We start from the raw sequence: 15,541 nt of genomic DNA on the forward strand, positions 1-15,541 counted from the left end.
CGCGGATCATGCTTGCAAACACTCCGAAGATCCTGATCGTCGAAGACGATCTGCAGACCAGAGACTTGATTGCCCGCTACCTGCGCGACCAATCCTACTTGGTGGCCACCGCCTCGAACGGCAGGGAAATGGATCGTTACCTTGCCGGGCATTCGCTCGATCTCGTCGTCCTCGATCTGATGCTGCCCGGAGAGGATGGACTAACCTTGTGTCGCCGCCTGCGCGGCGATTCGACGATCCCGATCATCATGCTCACGGCAAAGGGCGAGGACCTCGACCGGATCCTCGGGCTCGAGATGGGCGCGGATGATTATCTCGCCAAGCCGTTCAATCCGCGCGAGCTGCTGGCGCGGATCAACGCCGTGCTGCGCCGCCAGGCCCAGGCCGGCCTTGCCGGGCGCTCGGGCCAGAGCGCCGCCCGCCTGCGCTTCCAGGACTGGACCATCGATCTTCGCCTGCGCGAACTGCGCGATCCCGACGGCGCCCAGGTCCCGTTGACGAGCGCGGAGTTCGACCTGCTGCAGGTATTCTGCGAGCGGCCCGGCCGGATCCTGACGCGGGACGGCCTCTTGACCATGACGCGCAGCCGGCCGGCCAGTCCGTTCGGGCGCAGCATCGACGTCTTGGTCAGCCGGCTTCGCCGCAAGCTCGATACGAGCGAAGGATCGTCGGTGATCCGGACGGTTCGCACCGGCGGCTACATCTTCACGCCGCATGTGGAGGACGCATGAGCTGGACCCGCAGGATTGCCGCGCTTTTCAGCTTCCACCGGATCAGTGGTCAGATCGCCGCGCTGATCCTGCTTTCGCTGGTGCTCATCCATGCGCTGATCGGGCTCTATTTCGTCAGCCAGAAGCCGAGATCGTTTGCGGACAGGCCGGTCCATCAGTTCCAGCTGGTTGCCAGGCTTCTGGCCGAGGCCCCTGCGGCCGATCGCGCTACGTTGTTGCGCGCTGCCGATCGCGCCTTTCCCCGCCTGCATCTCACATTGCGCGACGCAGGTCCGGGCTTGGCCGATGAGGCTTCGTCCGAGGCACCTGGCGTCGACGATGTCGATGAGTTTTCCTCGAAGACCGCGCCGGCGGCGATTCGGTTGCCGGACGGAGCCCTGTTCGAAGCGACGATCGGCCCGACGAAAATGCCGCCCTTCTTCGGCGGGTTCTGGGTCAGCACGTTCCTGTTCCTGTTCGTCAGCGTCACGCTGCTCGGCGTGTGGGCCGGCCGCGCGCTCAGCGCGCCGCTCTCCGCGTTCGCCCGCGCCGCCGAGAATTTCAGCATCAGCCAGGCCGCCGCGCCGCTTCCGGAGACCGGCCCGGAGGAAATCCGCGCCGCAGCGGTTGCGCTCAATCGCATGCGCGAACGCATCACCACGCTGATGAATGACCGCACGCGCATGCTCGCCGCAATCAGTCACGACCTGCGCACGCCGATCACCCGGCTAAGGCTCAGGTCCGAATACATCGAGAACGACGCCCAGCGCGCGGAGACCCTGCACGACCTCGACCAGATGCAGGCCATGCTGGAGTCCGTGCTGTCATTCCTGAGCGGCGGCAGCGCGGCGAAGCCGACGCTCGTGAACGTCGCTGCCCTGCTGCAGACGATCTGCGAGCAATTCTCCGATTGCGGTCACGTCGTGCGCTACCAGGGCCCGACCAGGGCTTCGCTCCTGATCCGCCCGAGCGAGATCAGCCGCACCGTGACCAATTTGGTGGAGAACGCCCTGCGCTTCGGTAGCGAAGTCGAGATCAAGCTGACCGCGTCAGCCGATCAGGCCATCATCGACGTCTCGGACGACGGTCCGGGGATTCCGGAGCATCGCCGGGCCGAAATGCTGAAGCCGTTCGTCCGCGGCGACGAAGCCCGCACCATGGACGAGACAAGCGGCTTCGGGCTTGGCCTTTCGATCGCGCAGGCCATGGTGTGCGGACATGGCGGCGAGCTGTCGCTGCACGACAACACGCCGCACGGCCTTCTTGTCCGCATTAAATTGCCGGGGCCCGTGCACCTTGGATCGGATCGAAGCGGGGCGAGCGCGTCTCGCCCCCCAGTTCCAGAGCTCGTTGGCTAGAGGAGCTTCAGGATCGGGCTTGGCCCGCAGGATCAGCCCTTCTTCGGATCGGCGCGCGTGTTGCGCAGCAGATTGTCGCGCAGCCTCGCAACGGTCTTCTGTACGACGGGAAATTCGTCGCCGAGCCCGGTGGCTTCGACCAGGGACACATTGATGTCCTTGTCGAGCAGGCGTCGGCCGGCCGGCGTCAGGCTCACGCGAACCTGCCGCTCGTCGGCGGGATCGCGGGCGCGGCTGATATAGCCGCTCTGCTCCAGCTTCTTGAGGATCGGCGTCAGCGTGTTGGATTCCAGAAACAGCTTCTCGCCGAGCGCGCTCACGGTCTGCTCGTCCGCCTCCGACAGCGCCACCATGGCGATGTACTGGGTGTAGGTCAGGCCGACCGCGTCCAGGATCGGCTTGTAGGCGCGGCCGAAGGCCAGATTGGCCGAATAGACCGCAAAGCACAGAAAATTCGAGAGTTTTCGGCCCTTGGTCTCGGCCTTGGAGGAGCGGGTCACGGACGTCTCCGGAGTTTGTGATGTCGCGGTCCATATAAATCGCATCCGATTAAATCGGAAGTGCTTGACACGATCAAGCCCGAGGCCTATTTCAACGCGCACACGATTAGATCGGATACGATCTATATTCATCCCAAAGGAGCTCGCTATGACCGCCAATGCAAAGGTTCTCGTCACCGGAAAGACCCACGTCACCGCCGGCCCGAACGGCGCCGCCCGCTCGCGCGACGGCTTCCTCGACGTCAAGCTGCCCCAGCCGCACCCCGCCGCGGAAAACCTGTTCGCGGCCGCCTGGTCGGCCTGCTACATCGGCGCGATCCAGCTCGCCGCCGGTCAGCGCAAGGTCAAGCTCGTGAGCGAGCCCGAGGTCGACGCCGAGATCGATCTGAACCAGGCCGGCAGCGCCTTCTTCCTGAGCGCACGCCTCAACGTCCACGTCCCCGGCGTCGAGCGCGAGGTTGCGCAGGAGCTGATCGAAGCCGCGCACGGCATCTGCCCCTACTCCAAGGCGGTTCACGGCAACATCGCCGTCACGACCACCCTGGTCTGAGACCAGCACATGACGATCTCTGATGCGGGCCGGCCGCTTGCCGGCTCGCGATCGGACAGGGACGCAAGCCAATCCTGGAGTTCAAGGTGACCAGCAAGCTGATGAAGGCAACGCGCCTCCTCGCAAGGACGGCCTTGTTTACCGCTAGCCTCCTGACCATCCCGAGCGCACAGGCGCTGCAACCAGCCGGCTTCACGCGAACCGACCTGCAGCGCCACGACCTCAGCGCCGGCGGGCGTGAAGCCGTGCAGGTGCGTGTCGACATCGCGCCGGGCAAGGCATTCGGCCGCCATACATATCCGGGCGAAGAAATCATCTATGTGCTCGCCGGCACGCTCGAATACGACGTCGACGGCAGGCCACCGGCGAGGCTGAAGGCCGGCGACGTGCTGTTCATTCCCGCCGGCACGGTCCATGCCGCCAGGAATGTCGGCGACGTCACCGCCAGCGAGCTTGCGACCTACATCGTCGAGAAGGACAAGCCGCTGCTGACCCTCGTGAAGTGATCGATACCGCCTGCCCGCCCCGTCCCTGGGCAGGCACGGCGACATCATGTTCACTTCGTGCCGTGAGCCTCGGCCTGCCGCACCGGCCGCGCGTTGAAGATCAGGAAGCTGAGCGCGGCCATGATCCACACCCCGATGCCACCATAGAGCATCACCCAGCCGAAGCCGCTCGCGAGCGCCTGATGCACGACCGGGCCGGTCAGCTCCGGCGCGGATGCGATGTCGCCGGCCGCGATCCGCTCGGCGATTGCCCGAAGTTGCGCGCCGTCCAGCGCCGGCAGCACCGCCTTCAGATGCGCCAGCACGCCGCTCGCCAGGATAAAGCCCATCAGCGCGATGTTGACTGAAAGCGAAACCATTCGCGCGCTCATGTCGATGCCCGAGGCCATGCCGGCGCGGTCGCTCGAGACCGAGCCGGTCGTCGTGTTGGTGACCGGGGTGTTGGTGATGCCGAGACCAATTCCGGCGAGCAGGCAGCCCGGCAGCATCGTCAACCAGTCCGGCTGCGCGGCGGCGCTGCCGAACTTCATCAGCATGAATCCGGCGCCGATGGTGAACAGCCCCACCGGAATGATCAGTCCCGGCTGATAGCGCAGCGACAGTCGCTCGGCGAACGGCGGCATCACCAGCGTCGGCAGCGTATAGGCAAGCAAAGCAAGTCCCGCGGACACGCTGTCATAGCCGAGGCCGGCATGAAACCAGATCGGCAGGTAGATCATGAACGGCCAGTAGCTGAGGTTCATCGCCGCCGAGCCGACGATCGAGCCGGAGAAAGCCGGGATCCGAAACACTGAAAAGTCGAACATCGGCCGCCGGCTGATCTTCTCGGCAACCAGGAACGCGATGAAGCTCACGGCGGAGACGCCGAGGATCGCAAGCCCCTTCGAGCTGGCAAAGCCGAGATCCGGCCCCTGCGTGATATAGAAGGCGAGGCAGAACACGGCGAGTGACATCGTCACGATACCGGCGACGTCGAGGCTGCTCGCCTTCGGATCCTTCGATTCATGCACGCCGCCGATCGTGAGCACGAACGCAACGGCTGCGAACAGCACGTGGACGAGGAACACCCACTCCCAGCTCAGCACCGCGACGACCGCGCCGCCGATGATCGGGCCGAAGCCGAGGCCGATGCCGAAGATGACGCCCCACCAGCCCCAGGCAACGGCGCGCAGCCGACCGCCCTGGAATTCGTGCGAGAGCACGGCGATCTGGCAGATCAAGAGCGCGCCGCCGCTCAGGCCTTGCAGGAACCGGGCGACGATCAGCATTTCGACGCTCGAGGCGACGCCGCAGATCAGCGAGGTGATGCCGAACGCTGCGATCGCGACCAGGAAGATGCGCTTGCGTCCGTAGCGGTCGGCCACCGTCCCGATCGCCATCAGCACCGTGGTGACCGCGATGGTGTAGGCGTTCATGATCCATTGCAGCGCCTTGAAGTCGGCATGCAGCACCCGCTCCAGCGTCGGCAGGATCGCGGGGATGCTGGAAATCTCCAATCCAAACATCAGGCAGGCTAGGCATACGGCTGATAGAACGACAGCGCCGCGGCGGCTCAGTTCAGTAGACATGATCAGGCCTTTTGTTGTGGCAAGCCAACGGCATACCGCACGCTGTTGCCAGGGTGCTGGCAGCAGCGTCGGTCGATCGACTCACGATGTATTGAGGCAGCAGCGGCAGGAATCGGGTGGCCACGGCGCTTCACAACGCAAAGCTAGTCATGGCTTGAGCATTGGTGAATTGGATGACTAGATATTTCAGAGACAACAAATCCGGATGACTGACATGACCACGCTCGACCTCGACGCCGTGAAGACATTCGTGACCATCGCCGATCTCAAGAGCTTTACGCGCGCCGCTGAAACGCTCGGCACCACGCAGGGCGCGATCAGCGTCAAGTTGAAGCGGCTGGAAAGCCAGCTCGGCCACAGGCTGATCGAACGGACACCGCGCCTGGTGCGCCTGTCGGCACAGGGTGCGGCTTTCCTCGCCCCCGCGCAGGAATTGCTCGCCGCGCATGATCGCGCCGTCGCGGCGTTGTCGCTCGCGCGCCCGCGTCGCTTCTCGCTCGGCATCGCCACCCATGTCGGAGGCGCGGAGGTTCCGACCTTGCTGGCGCGGCTGCACGCGCACGACCCGGCGCTCACCATCGAAGTCCGGCTCGAGGACTCCCGCGACCTGCTGAGCGCCCTCGATCGCGGCGAGATCGACGCCGCCATCATCCGCCGCGAGGACGACCGCCGCGACGGCGAGATGCTGGCGACGGATCACTATGGCTGGTTCGCCACGCCGGACTTCGTCCATCGCGCGGGCGAGCCGCTGCGGCTCGCCGCCTCCTCGCCGTCCTGCGGCGTGCTCAACATCGCGACGCGCGCGCTGGCGGCGGCGGGCATCCCGTGGACGGAAACTTTCCTCGGCTGCGGATCCTTTGCCGTCGCCGACGCGGTCGCCGCAGGCCTCGCTACTTCGGTGTTCTCATGCCGGCTCGCTCCGGCCGGGACGATCGAGGTCAGCCGGCGGCTCGGCCTGCCTGCCCTTCCGCCGTCCGAGATCATGCTGCTGTCGGCGCTGTCAGATGCAAAATCACGCGCGGTCCTGAAGACGATTGTTGGTGCCTTTCGCGAGCACCATCGGATACCCGCGAACCGCGCGGCAGAGGACATCCATACCGTCACGGAAGTTGTCGGGTCCTGAACGATCTGCGCGCCGGCCGACTAACGGCGCACGCCTCCGGCGCGCTTTCCCTCGAACAGCGCACGCTCCGAGGTGAGCGCCCTGGCGAGAAAATCGAGCGTCGCGCGGATGCGCGCGGTGCGCTTGAGATCGTCATGGGTCAATAGCCACAGCGCCGAGCGCGGCTCCGCGAGTGCTTTCGGCGTCAGGCGGCGCAGCGTGGGCGCGAGATCGCCGACATAGCAGGGCAGCAGGGCAAGCCCCAGCCCCGCTGCCGCGGCATCGCGCAGCGCCGGAAGCGCGTCGACCCGGCATGTGGTCCGCGCCGAACGCACGTTCTCGCGCATCCAGCCGGCGATGACGGTCCCCGCCAGCGCATCGTCGAGCCCGATCCAGTCATGCAGCGACAGATCCCTGTCACCGCGACGGGCGAGATAGGCGCGCGATCCGTAGACCGCATGGGCAATATCGGCAACGCGTCGCCCGACCAGCAGTTCGGATGGCGCCGGTGTCGGGCGGATCGCGATCTCCGCCTCGCGGCGCGTCAGGTTCGCCATCGCATTCGAGATGATGATTTCCGGCTGGATCTCCGGATGCGCGGCGCGCATCGCCGGCAGATGCCGCATCAGCACCGCGCCGAGCGTGTCCGTCGTCGTGATCCGCACCGGCCCCGACGGCCTGAGGTCCCGTCCCGCCAGCTTGCGCTCGAGCGCAAGCACCTCGTCCTCGAGCCGGGCTGCCGACGCCGCCGCGATCTCGCCGGCCGGTGTCGGCGCGTAGCCGTCGCGGAAGCGCTCGAACAGGCGCGTTCCGATCGCATCCTCGATCGTGCCGAGGCGGCGAAACACGGTGGAATGCGTGACGCCGAGCCGGCGCGCCGCGCCAGAGAGGCTGCCCTCCCGCGCGACCGCGAGGACAAGGCGAAGGTCATTCCAGTCAAGCGGGCTGTTCATTTTTGCAAACTAAATTAGCAGAGCTGACGAATACCTTATCACGGACAAACAGGCCATCTTCCCGAAAAGTTCAGCCGACGGACACCCCTCGTGAGGGCGCCGGCGATTGCCGAGAGGAGCTGGCAGGTGACAAGCGAGACCACCGAGACGTTGCAATTGCACGCCGCGCGGCCGGCGACCGTCGACCCGCGGCGATGGCTGGCGCTGCCGGTGCTGCTCACCGGCGCCTTCCTGCCGATCCTCGATTTCAATGTCGTCAACCTCGCGCTGCCGGCCATTCGCGACAATCTCGGCGCCAGCCCGAGCGAGGTGCAGTTCGTGATCTCGGCCTATGCCGCGACCTACGCCGTCTTCCTGATCACCGGTGGCCGGCTCGGTGACCTGCTCGGACGACGGCGCATGTTCCTGACCGGCGTCGCCGGCTTCACGATCGCATCCGTGCTCTGCGGCATCGCGTGGTCGCCGGCCATGCTGGTCGCCGGACGGATCCTGCAGGGCCTCACTGCCACCGTGATGGCCCCGCAGGTGCTCGCCTCGATCCGCGTGCTGTTTCCGGCGGCCGAACAGGGCCGCGCGCTCGGCTTCTATGGCGCGACCTTCGGACTTGCCAATATCTGCGGCCAGTTGCTGGGCGGCGTGCTCGTGTCGGCGCATCCGTTCGGACTGGCCTGGCAGGCGATCTTCCTGATCAACGTGCCGATCGGCCTTGCCGCCTTCGTCGGCGGCCTGCTGTACCTCGCCGACTCGCGCGCCGCGCACGCGCAGCGGCTCGACGTCGGCGGCGTCATCCTGCTGTCGCTCACGCTCGGCCTTCTGGTCTATCCGCTGATCGAGGGCCGGGAATCCGGCTGGCCTGTCTGGATCGTCGCGATGCTGCTGGCCTCTCCGCTGATGCTCGCCGGCTTCGTCCGCTTCGAGGCGCGGCTCGAAGCCCGTGGCGGCGACCCGCTGGTCGCGCTGCATCTGCTGCGCAACAGCGATTTCGTGATCGGGCTGCTGATGGCGCTCGCCTTCTACATGCTGTCGTCGTTCTATTTGACCTTCGCGGTCTACCTGCAAAGTGGCCTGCACCGATCTCCGCTGGAAGCCGGCCTCGCCACCCTGCCCTTTGCCGCCGGCTTCTTCGTCAGCTCGCTGGTGTCGTCGCTGGTGATGCAATGGCTCGGCCCGCGCACGCTGACGCTGGGCTTTGCGCTCCAGGTCGTCGGCTTCGGCGTCGTGATGTTGTCGGTCGGCGGCGCGCTGCCGCAAAACCTAGAATTCGGCCTGATCTGCGGCGGGCTCGGCTTCGGCACCGTGATGCCGTCGGTGATCAAGGCCGTGATCGGCAGCATCGATCCGCGCCATGCCGGGTTGGCATCGGGCATGATGATCTCGACCTTCCAGATCGGCGCCGCACTCGGCGTCGCCGTGATCGGCGGCGTCTTCTACAGCCTGCTCGGGCCGCATCCACAGGCCGATGACTACGCGCACGCCTTCACGATCGCGCTCGGCTGCAATGTCGCGCTGCTGGCGCTCGGCGGCTGGCTGTCGCTGTGGCTGCCGCGCGAGCCGGCGGCGGGTTGAGATCGACACCGCCGACACGGCTATTGCTTCGCGGCCGCGAGCGGCGGCGGAAAGAGCAGCCTGAGCAGGATGGCGGCAAGCAGCGTCACCAGGGCGAGACCGGTGGAGAGATAGAGCGCGCTCGCATCGCCGAACCGGTCGATCACGATTGCATAGATCGGCGGCGCCGCCGCCGGCAGGATGAAGCTCGGGACAATGAGCCGGCCGACCAGCGTGCCATAGCTGCGATGATCGAACAGGATGAGCGGCAGCGTTCCCCTGGTGATGGTCAGAATGCCGTTGCAGGCGCCGTAGAGCAGCGCGAACGCGATCCCCATCTCCCGCGCTGATCCGCTGAACAGGCCGGCGATGAAGGAGAGCGGCATGATCAGGCAGGCCATCAGGTTGAGCCCGAGTGGATCGATCCGTCCGCCGAACAGGACTTCGCAGAGACGCGCGGCGGATTGCCCGATCCCCCGCAGCGTAGCGATCCACACCGCAACGGTGACGGTGAGTCCGAGGCCGGTGAGCACCGCGATCATGTGTGCGGACATGCCGGCGTTCAGGAAGTTCGCGCCGGTCATGATCAGGGCATAGAGTCCGTTCGCCGCTGCAAGCTGCCGCCGCCCCACCGCGCGCGGTTGCCTCGATGCCACCGCAGAGCCCGGCACGCCGGCAAATCGCTGGTTCGGAATCAGCAGATGCAGCGGGATCGTCAATAGCGCGATGCCGGCATAGGCCAGCACCGCGATGCGCCAGCCGAAATGGTCCGAGAGCATATGGCCGAGCGGCCAGAACACGGTGGCGGCCAAGCCACCAAGCAAGGTGATCCCGGACATCGCGCGGCGCGCCTCTGGTCCGCCGATCCGGGCCAGCGCCGCGAAGGCGGCATCGTATAGCGTCAGCCGCATGCCGAGGCCAAGAACGATCCAGGATGCGAAATAGCTGCCGATCTGATGCGAGACCGCGAGACCGGCGCAGCCGACCGCATTGATCACGGCGCCCGCGACCATGACCTGCCGGCCACCGCTTCTGTCCACCCACCTGCCGGCAAGGGGCGACGTCACCCCCATCACCAACAGCGCCGCGGCAAATCCGCCGTAGACGATGTCGCGGCTCCAGCCCAGATCCGCGGCGATCTGCTCGCCGAAGCCGCCGATCAGATAGTAGGTCGCGCCCCACGAGATCAGTTGAGCCAGCCCGAGGGCAATCACGACCCGGCGTGCGATCACCGGGCCGTTTCCTTGTCTGACGGCAGCGTGGCAGCGCCCGGCCCCAGCGGCCGCTGCATCAGCACGGTGTCGACCCACTGCCCGAGCTTGAAGCCCACCGACCTCAGCGTCCCGACCATCTCGAAGCCCATGCGTCGGTGCAGCGCGATCGATCCGGCGTTGCCGCTGTTGCCGATCACGGCGATCATTTGCCGCCAGGGTCCCGCCTCCGACCGTTCGATCAGCGCCCGCAGCAGCGCCGCGCCGACGCGGCGGCCACGCAGGGCTTCCGACACGTAGACCGAGTCTTCAATGGTGTTGCGATAGGCCGGCCGTGGCCGGTACGTCGTCGCGTAGGAATAGCCGGCCACCCGTCCGTCGATATCGGCCACGAGATACGGCAGCCCCGCGGCCAGCACGGCGGCACGGCGCCCGAGCATCTCGTCGAGTGTCGGCGGCACTTCCTCGAAGGTCGCCAGCCCGTTGAGCACGTGGTGCGCGTAGATGCGCTGCACCTCCGCCATGTCGACCTCTGTGGCGTCGCGGATCACGGTGTCTTCGTTGTCTCTCATCCTTGCCTCGTCTTGCGGCATCATCCCTGTGCTTCGACGGCGCGTCGGCGCATGCTGCACGCACCACGGGCTCATCTCGACATCGCTGCGCGACAGTCCGACATCCGCCAGCAGGCGATCGTCGAGCTCACGCAGCGCCTGCCGGCGGCGGATGCGCGAATGCGAAGAGACCGCAAGATAGCGCCCCAGCTCGACGATGACACCGCCAATGGACTTGAGGCCGGACAATGCCTGCTCCCGGTCTGCCGAAGCCGTCGCTTGCCGGACTATGCGCCGCGGCGTTATATAAGTGAAGCTTTGACAGCTTATGCGCGGCATAAGAGATACTTTGATGAAGAACCTCAACCTCGATTATCTCGAAAGCTTCGCTGTCGTGATCGACTGCGGCAGCTTCTCGGCGGCGGCCGAGCGGCTGCAACTCACGCAGCCCGCGGTGAGCCTGCAGGTGCGCCAGCTCGAGCGCAGCCTCAATGCGACCTTGATCGAGCGGGTCGGACGACGGGCGAGACCGACGGCCGCTGGCGTCGCGCTGCTCTCGCACGCACAGCAGATCAATGCGGCGGTGGCATCGGCGGTCGACGCCGTTGTACAGCAGACGACCGGAACGGCAGGCCGCGTGCGGCTCGGCACCGGCGCGACCGCCTGCATCTTCCTGCTGCCCCCGATCCTGAAGGAGCTGCGCGCCGCGCTGCCCTCGCTGGAGATCACGGTCACGACCGGCAACACCGCGGAGATCGCCCGGGCGGTCGAGGACAACACCATCGATATCGCGCTTGTCACGCTGCCGGTGTCGGGGCGCAGCTTCGAGATCACGCCGGTCGTGCACGACGAGTTCGTGCTGATCGCGCCCCGCGACATGCAACTGCCGGCGCGGATCACGCCGGAGGTGCTGGCGACCAGGCCGGTGCTGCTGTTCGAGCCGGGCGGCAACACCCGACGCACCGCCGACGAGTGGCTGGCCCGCGGCGGCGTTTCGCTGAAGCCGCTGATGTCGCTCGGCAGCGTCGAGGCGATCAAGGAGATGGTGCGCGCCGGGCTAGGTTGCGCGGTGCTGCCCGGCATGGCCGTTCCCGCCAGCACCAAGCAGCGCGACCTGATCGTCCGGTCGCTGTCACCTAAGCTCTACCGCCGGCTCGCGGTGGTGATCCGCCGCGACAAGCGCCTCGATCGCGGGCTGCGGCGGACCTTGTCGGCGCTGAAGGCACTCTCGGCCGCAAAGAACGAGGGCCGCTAGGGAGGACGCCACGCGCCCTCCCTGCTCTACCCCTTACGTCGCCTTGCGCTCCTGCTCCGCGATCTTGCGGAACGCGGCTTCGCCGGCATCGGTCACCGCCGCCCATTTTGCGTTCGGCGCGGCCTCGGCGTCGTAATTGTCGTGCCAATTCCACCATTTGTAGGTCGGGCCCTGCGGATAACCCTTCGGCGAGTCCTCCCAGAGTTCCTGGCGGCCGAGCGGCGTGATGTCGAGATAGCTCCACACCGTACCCATCGCTTCGTCGCCGCGGCTGTTGACGAGATAGGTGCGGAAGATCCGCTCACCGTCGCGGATGAACACGTTGTGGCCGTGCCACTCGGCGACGCCGAAGTCGGCGTCAAAACTGTCGGTGATCGTGTACCACGGCATGTCCCACTCCATCCGCGCCTTCAGCCGCGCGATGTCGGCCTGCGGCGCGCGCGAGGCGTAGGCGAGCGTGGTGTCGCGCTGGTTCAGGTGGGCGAGATGACTGACCTGATCGGCGCCGAGCGAACAGCCGCGGCAGCCGTGGTCCGGCCAGCCGAACACGCCGGGCTCGAAGAAGGCGCGGTAGATGATCAGCTGCCGGCGGCCCTCGAACAGGTCGAGCAGGCTCGCCTTGCCGTTCGGTCCTTCGAAGACATACGGCTTCTCGACCGCCATCCAGGGCATTCGCCGCCGCTCCGCCGCAAGCGCGTCGCGTGCCCGCACCTGGGCCTTTTCCTTCACCAGCATCTCCAGGCGCGCCGCCTCCCACGCCTCCCGCGACACCACCGGCGGTGTCTGCATCGCCGTCAGTCCGCCGCGATCGTTTTCAGCTGATTTATTCATGATGGTCTCTCCATCTCCGATTTGGACGAACTCCGGGACCTCAGCGCGGTTCCATCGCCGCCCGCCGTTCGCCGTGGGTCATGCCCCAATCTGGCGCCGCGGCAGCAGTGAGTGGGAGTGACAAGTGTGTCGGGATTTTCACGCATGCGATCCGGGTCGCAACCTGTCTTTGCGATATGCTTGCACTTTGCAATTATGTGTGCGAGCCTCTCGCCCCATGAAACAGACTGCGCCTGCGTCCGACGATGGGCTGAAGCTCAGTGCCTGGCTGCCCTACCGCCTGTTCCTGGTCGCGGCGCAGGTCGCCCGACCGCTCGAGCGCTTCTACGGCGAGACGTTCGGATTGAGCCAGGCCGGCTGGCGTATCCTCGCAGTCATCGCCGAGCGCGACGCAGCCAACGCCTCCGAGATCGGCCGCGCCTGCGCCCTCGACCCGTTTGCGGTCAGTCGCGGCATCGGCCAACTCGTCGAGCTCGGCTTCGCGGTGCGGCGGCCCGGCAAGTCCGACCGGCGCTTCGCCGCCGTCAGCATCACCCGCAGCGGCCGGGCAGCGTTCAACCGGATCGCCGCACTCGGCAGCGCGATCGAGACGCGGCTGCTGGCGCGGCTCTCGGAGAGCGAGCGAACAATGCTGGATTCCGCCCTCACCCGGCTTGAGGGAGAAAGCGCGCGGATCGATGCCGAGGGCTGGCGCACACTGCGCGATGACGCCGGCGCGCCATGACAGCCCTGCTGTTCGCGCTGACCGCACTGCTCTGGGGCGGCGGCGCGCTGGCAACGGCGATGCAGGCCGGCGTGACGCCCGCGCCGTGGTCGGTCGCGCTGCGCATGATGCTCGCGGGCGTCATCCTGCTCGGCTACGGCCGGCTGCGCGGCGTGCCGCTCGCGATCCCGCGAAAGGATCGACCGGCGGTCGCATTGCAGGGCCTGCTGTTCTTCGCCATTGCCTTCATCGCCTTCTATGAGGCGACCGCCCGAATGCCGAGCGGGCTTGCGGCACTCGTCCTGTCGACATCGTCGCTGTTCGCGGCCGTGATCGCGCGCGCCGTACTCGGCGTGCCGATCTCCTCCGGCTTCGTATCGGGCGCGCTGTGCGGCATTCTTGGCCTCGCGATCATCTTCCTGCCCGGCGCGGCCGCGCACAGAGCCACGCCGCTTGCGGGTTTCGCCTGGGCGCTCACCGCGGCGATCGCAACCGGCGCCGGGACAACGGTCGGTGCGCGCAACCAGCGCGCCGGACTGCCCGTCGTCTCCGTGCTCGGCTGGGGCGCGTTCGTCGGAGCCGCAGCAAGCGCGCTGTGGGCCGTCGCGACCGGCACGCCGTTTGCCGCCGACATCTCGCTCTCCTACGTGGCGAGCTTCCTCTATCTTGGGATTGCCGCCTCCTGCATCACCTTCATGCTCTATTTCGAGCTGGTGCGCCGGCTCGGTCCCGGGCGCGCGGCCTATACGCTCGCGCTGGTGCCGCTCGTCGCGCTCGTGCTGTCGGCGCTGTTCGAGCACCTTGCGCTCGGCTGGCCGGTGCTCGCCGGCGCCGCCGCGATCCTTGCCGGCAACGTGCTGGTGCTGGCGCGGGCCTAGAATATTCCGCGGTCGGCGCGCAGCTTGCGGGTTCAAACGGCTGGCCGACGGCGCCATGCCGCAGCCGCCGGGATCATCGCGAGCAGGCTGATGCCCGCGAGGACGAGAAAGATCGCGGCGTAGCCGACGGTCGCAGCGATCAAGCCTGCCAGCGGCGGCGTGATCAGCGTCGCAACATCGTAGGCGGCATCGAACAGCCCGATGCCGGACGCAATCTGCGTTGCGGGAACGGCGCGCACCACCGGAAGCGCCAGCAGCGGATACGTCATCGACATGCCGCAGCCCGCGACGATCGCACCCGCAATGGCGGTCTGCTCGTCGGGCGCAAGCCCCAGGATCAGCATGCCGCCGGCCAGCGCCGCGAGCGCAAACAGGACCGGACGCGGACCCGTGGCGCGATCGCACACGCCGCTGAACACGGGCCGGGCCAGCGCAAACGCCGCCAGGAAAACGAACAGCGCGGTCGAGCCTCCGTGCCAGCCGCGATGCAGGAACGCGAGTACGACAAAGCTGGTCGTGCCGATGTAGCTCATCACGGCGAGGCCGAAGCCCAGCGTCGGCCGCCAGATCGCCCTGAGGATTGCCGTCAGCGGCACGGCCACCGCACCATGCGGCGATGGCGCACTCCGTTGCGCGATCAGCACGAGCGGAAGACCGCCGAGCGGCACGAGCATCGTGATGGCGGCCGCGACCAGGAAGCTGTCCGGAGCAAGCTGCGGCGGCAACAGCGCGGTGAGGAGATGCGCGATGTCTCCCGCAAGCCCTCCTAGCAGCGCACCGGCCGAAATGCCGGCGAAGAACAACAGCCCGACCCATGACATCGCCCTGCCCTGATGCGCCGGTCCAGCAAGGATCACCGCCCAGGCGGTGCCGCCCGAAAACAAGAAGCCCTGGCCGATGCCCATCGCGACGCGGCCTGTCACCATCAGCCCAAGCGCCGCGAACGCCGACACTGGCAGCAGCCCTGCGAGCAGGTAGAACGCACCCGAGGCAACCGCGCCGAAAAGCCCGAGCATCGTCGCGTCGCGTGCGCCCCGGCGGTCGGCAAAGCGGCCGACCAGCGGGCGCGTCAACAAGGTCGCGAGACCCTCGGCAGCCAGCACGGCGCCGGCAACGAGCGGACCGAAGCCGAGATCGGCATCGACGCGCACCGGCAGCACCGCGAGCGGCGCACCGAGACTGGCCAAGCCGAACATCGCAACCAGTCCCGGCAGGAGCACGGCGCGCCTGAGGCTGGTCGGTGGAGTGCGGTCGACGGATGGATGATGGAGGTATTGCTGCATGGCTCGGCTCGAAGTGAACAAGGAGCCGCGGAATAGA

The 15,541-nt window shown here is 67.1% G+C and carries 16 protein-coding genes; 9 read left to right on the forward strand and 7 right to left on the reverse strand.

Going from position 1 to position 15,541, the window contains the following annotated elements; translation table 11 throughout:
• Positions 1-8: 8 nt before the first annotated feature.
• Together QJT82_RS04735 and QJT82_RS04740 are read left to right on the forward strand one after the other, a co-directional pair.
• A complete protein-coding gene (locus QJT82_RS04735) occupies positions 9-731 on the forward strand; it encodes a response regulator (protein WP_028344728.1) in 723 nt (240 codons plus the stop codon).
• Positions 728-2,068: an ATP-binding protein gene (locus QJT82_RS04740; protein ID WP_028344727.1), complete on the forward strand. Its 1,341-nt coding sequence runs from the start codon at positions 728-730 to the stop codon at positions 2,066-2,068. The genes QJT82_RS04735 and QJT82_RS04740 overlap by 4 nt, the downstream gene beginning before the upstream one ends.
• A 32-nt stretch (positions 2,069-2,100) precedes the next feature.
• On the opposite strand, the gene QJT82_RS04745 is transcribed toward QJT82_RS04740, so the two are convergent.
• Entirely contained in the window at positions 2,101-2,568 is a 468-nt protein-coding gene (locus tag QJT82_RS04745) for a MarR family transcriptional regulator (RefSeq protein ID WP_028344726.1), read from the reverse strand.
• A gap of 148 nt (positions 2,569-2,716) precedes the next feature.
• On the opposite strand from QJT82_RS04745, the gene QJT82_RS04750 reads away from it, so the two are divergent.
• Positions 2,717-3,118 (forward strand): Ohr family peroxiredoxin, encoded by a 402-nt coding sequence (locus QJT82_RS04750; protein WP_028344725.1) that lies wholly within the window; start codon positions 2,717-2,719, stop codon positions 3,116-3,118.
• A 101-nt stretch (positions 3,119-3,219) separates the two neighbouring features.
• Entirely contained in the window at positions 3,220-3,624 is a 405-nt protein-coding gene (locus QJT82_RS04755) for a cupin domain-containing protein (protein ID WP_035634109.1), read from the forward strand.
• Positions 3,625-3,674: 50 nt separating this feature from the next.
• On the opposite strand, the gene QJT82_RS04760 is transcribed toward QJT82_RS04755, so the two are convergent.
• Complete coding sequence (locus QJT82_RS04760; protein ID WP_028344723.1) at positions 3,675-5,192, reverse strand: MFS transporter; 1,518 nt, start codon at positions 5,190-5,192, stop codon at positions 3,675-3,677.
• A 205-nt stretch (positions 5,193-5,397) separates the two neighbouring features.
• Here QJT82_RS04760 and QJT82_RS04765 point away from each other — a divergent pair, with 205 nt between their 5' ends.
• Positions 5,398-6,315 carry a LysR family transcriptional regulator gene (locus QJT82_RS04765; protein ID WP_028344722.1) on the forward strand — a complete coding sequence of 306 codons (918 nt, stop codon included), beginning with the start codon at positions 5,398-5,400 and terminating at the stop codon, positions 6,313-6,315.
• Positions 6,316-6,335: 20 nt separating this feature from the next.
• Here the strand turns inward: QJT82_RS04765 and QJT82_RS04770 are convergent, their stop codons facing one another.
• The gene (locus QJT82_RS04770) at positions 6,336-7,247 is read right to left on the reverse strand and encodes a LysR family transcriptional regulator (protein WP_028344721.1); all 912 of its coding nucleotides are present in this window, start codon (positions 7,245-7,247) and stop codon (positions 6,336-6,338) included.
• A 126-nt stretch (positions 7,248-7,373) separates the two neighbouring features.
• Between QJT82_RS04770 and QJT82_RS04775 the strand changes: the two genes are divergently transcribed.
• Positions 7,374-8,813 carry an MFS transporter gene (locus tag QJT82_RS04775; protein WP_063607142.1) on the forward strand — a complete coding sequence of 480 codons (1,440 nt, stop codon included), beginning with the start codon at positions 7,374-7,376 and terminating at the stop codon, positions 8,811-8,813.
• A 20-nt stretch (positions 8,814-8,833) separates the two neighbouring features.
• On the opposite strand, the gene QJT82_RS04780 is transcribed toward QJT82_RS04775, so the two are convergent.
• Entirely contained in the window at positions 8,834-10,024 is a 1,191-nt protein-coding gene (locus tag QJT82_RS04780; protein ID WP_028344719.1) for an MFS transporter, read from the reverse strand.
• Entirely contained in the window at positions 10,021-10,803 is a 783-nt protein-coding gene (locus QJT82_RS04785) for a GNAT family N-acetyltransferase (protein ID WP_035633996.1), read from the reverse strand. The genes QJT82_RS04780 and QJT82_RS04785 overlap by 4 nt, the downstream gene beginning before the upstream one ends.
• Before the next feature lie 103 nt (positions 10,804-10,906).
• Between QJT82_RS04785 and QJT82_RS04795 the strand changes: the two genes are divergently transcribed.
• The gene (locus tag QJT82_RS04795) at positions 10,907-11,809 is read left to right on the forward strand and encodes a LysR family transcriptional regulator (protein WP_028344717.1); all 903 of its coding nucleotides are present in this window, start codon (positions 10,907-10,909) and stop codon (positions 11,807-11,809) included.
• 33 nt (positions 11,810-11,842) lie between these two features.
• Here QJT82_RS04795 and QJT82_RS04800 read toward each other — a convergent pair whose 3' ends face one another.
• Complete coding sequence (locus tag QJT82_RS04800; protein WP_051448182.1) at positions 11,843-12,640, reverse strand: DUF899 domain-containing protein; 798 nt, start codon at positions 12,638-12,640, stop codon at positions 11,843-11,845.
• A 217-nt stretch (positions 12,641-12,857) separates the two neighbouring features.
• Here QJT82_RS04800 and QJT82_RS04805 point away from each other — a divergent pair, with 217 nt between their 5' ends.
• Together QJT82_RS04805 and QJT82_RS04810 are read left to right on the forward strand one after the other, a co-directional pair.
• Complete coding sequence (locus QJT82_RS04805; protein ID WP_051448181.1) at positions 12,858-13,364, forward strand: MarR family transcriptional regulator; 507 nt, start codon at positions 12,858-12,860, stop codon at positions 13,362-13,364.
• Positions 13,361-14,221, forward strand: coding sequence for a DMT family transporter (locus QJT82_RS04810; protein WP_028344714.1), 861 nt, complete (start codon positions 13,361-13,363; stop codon positions 14,219-14,221). The genes QJT82_RS04805 and QJT82_RS04810 overlap by 4 nt, the downstream gene beginning before the upstream one ends.
• A 32-nt stretch (positions 14,222-14,253) precedes the next feature.
• Here QJT82_RS04810 and QJT82_RS04815 read toward each other — a convergent pair whose 3' ends face one another.
• The gene (locus QJT82_RS04815) at positions 14,254-15,504 is read right to left on the reverse strand and encodes an MFS transporter (protein WP_028344713.1); all 1,251 of its coding nucleotides are present in this window, start codon (positions 15,502-15,504) and stop codon (positions 14,254-14,256) included.
• Positions 15,505-15,541 lie beyond the last annotated feature (37 nt).

Source organism: Bradyrhizobium sp. Mp19 (assembly GCF_029952935.1).
Lineage (GTDB): Bacteria > Pseudomonadota > Alphaproteobacteria > Rhizobiales > Xanthobacteraceae > Bradyrhizobium > Bradyrhizobium elkanii.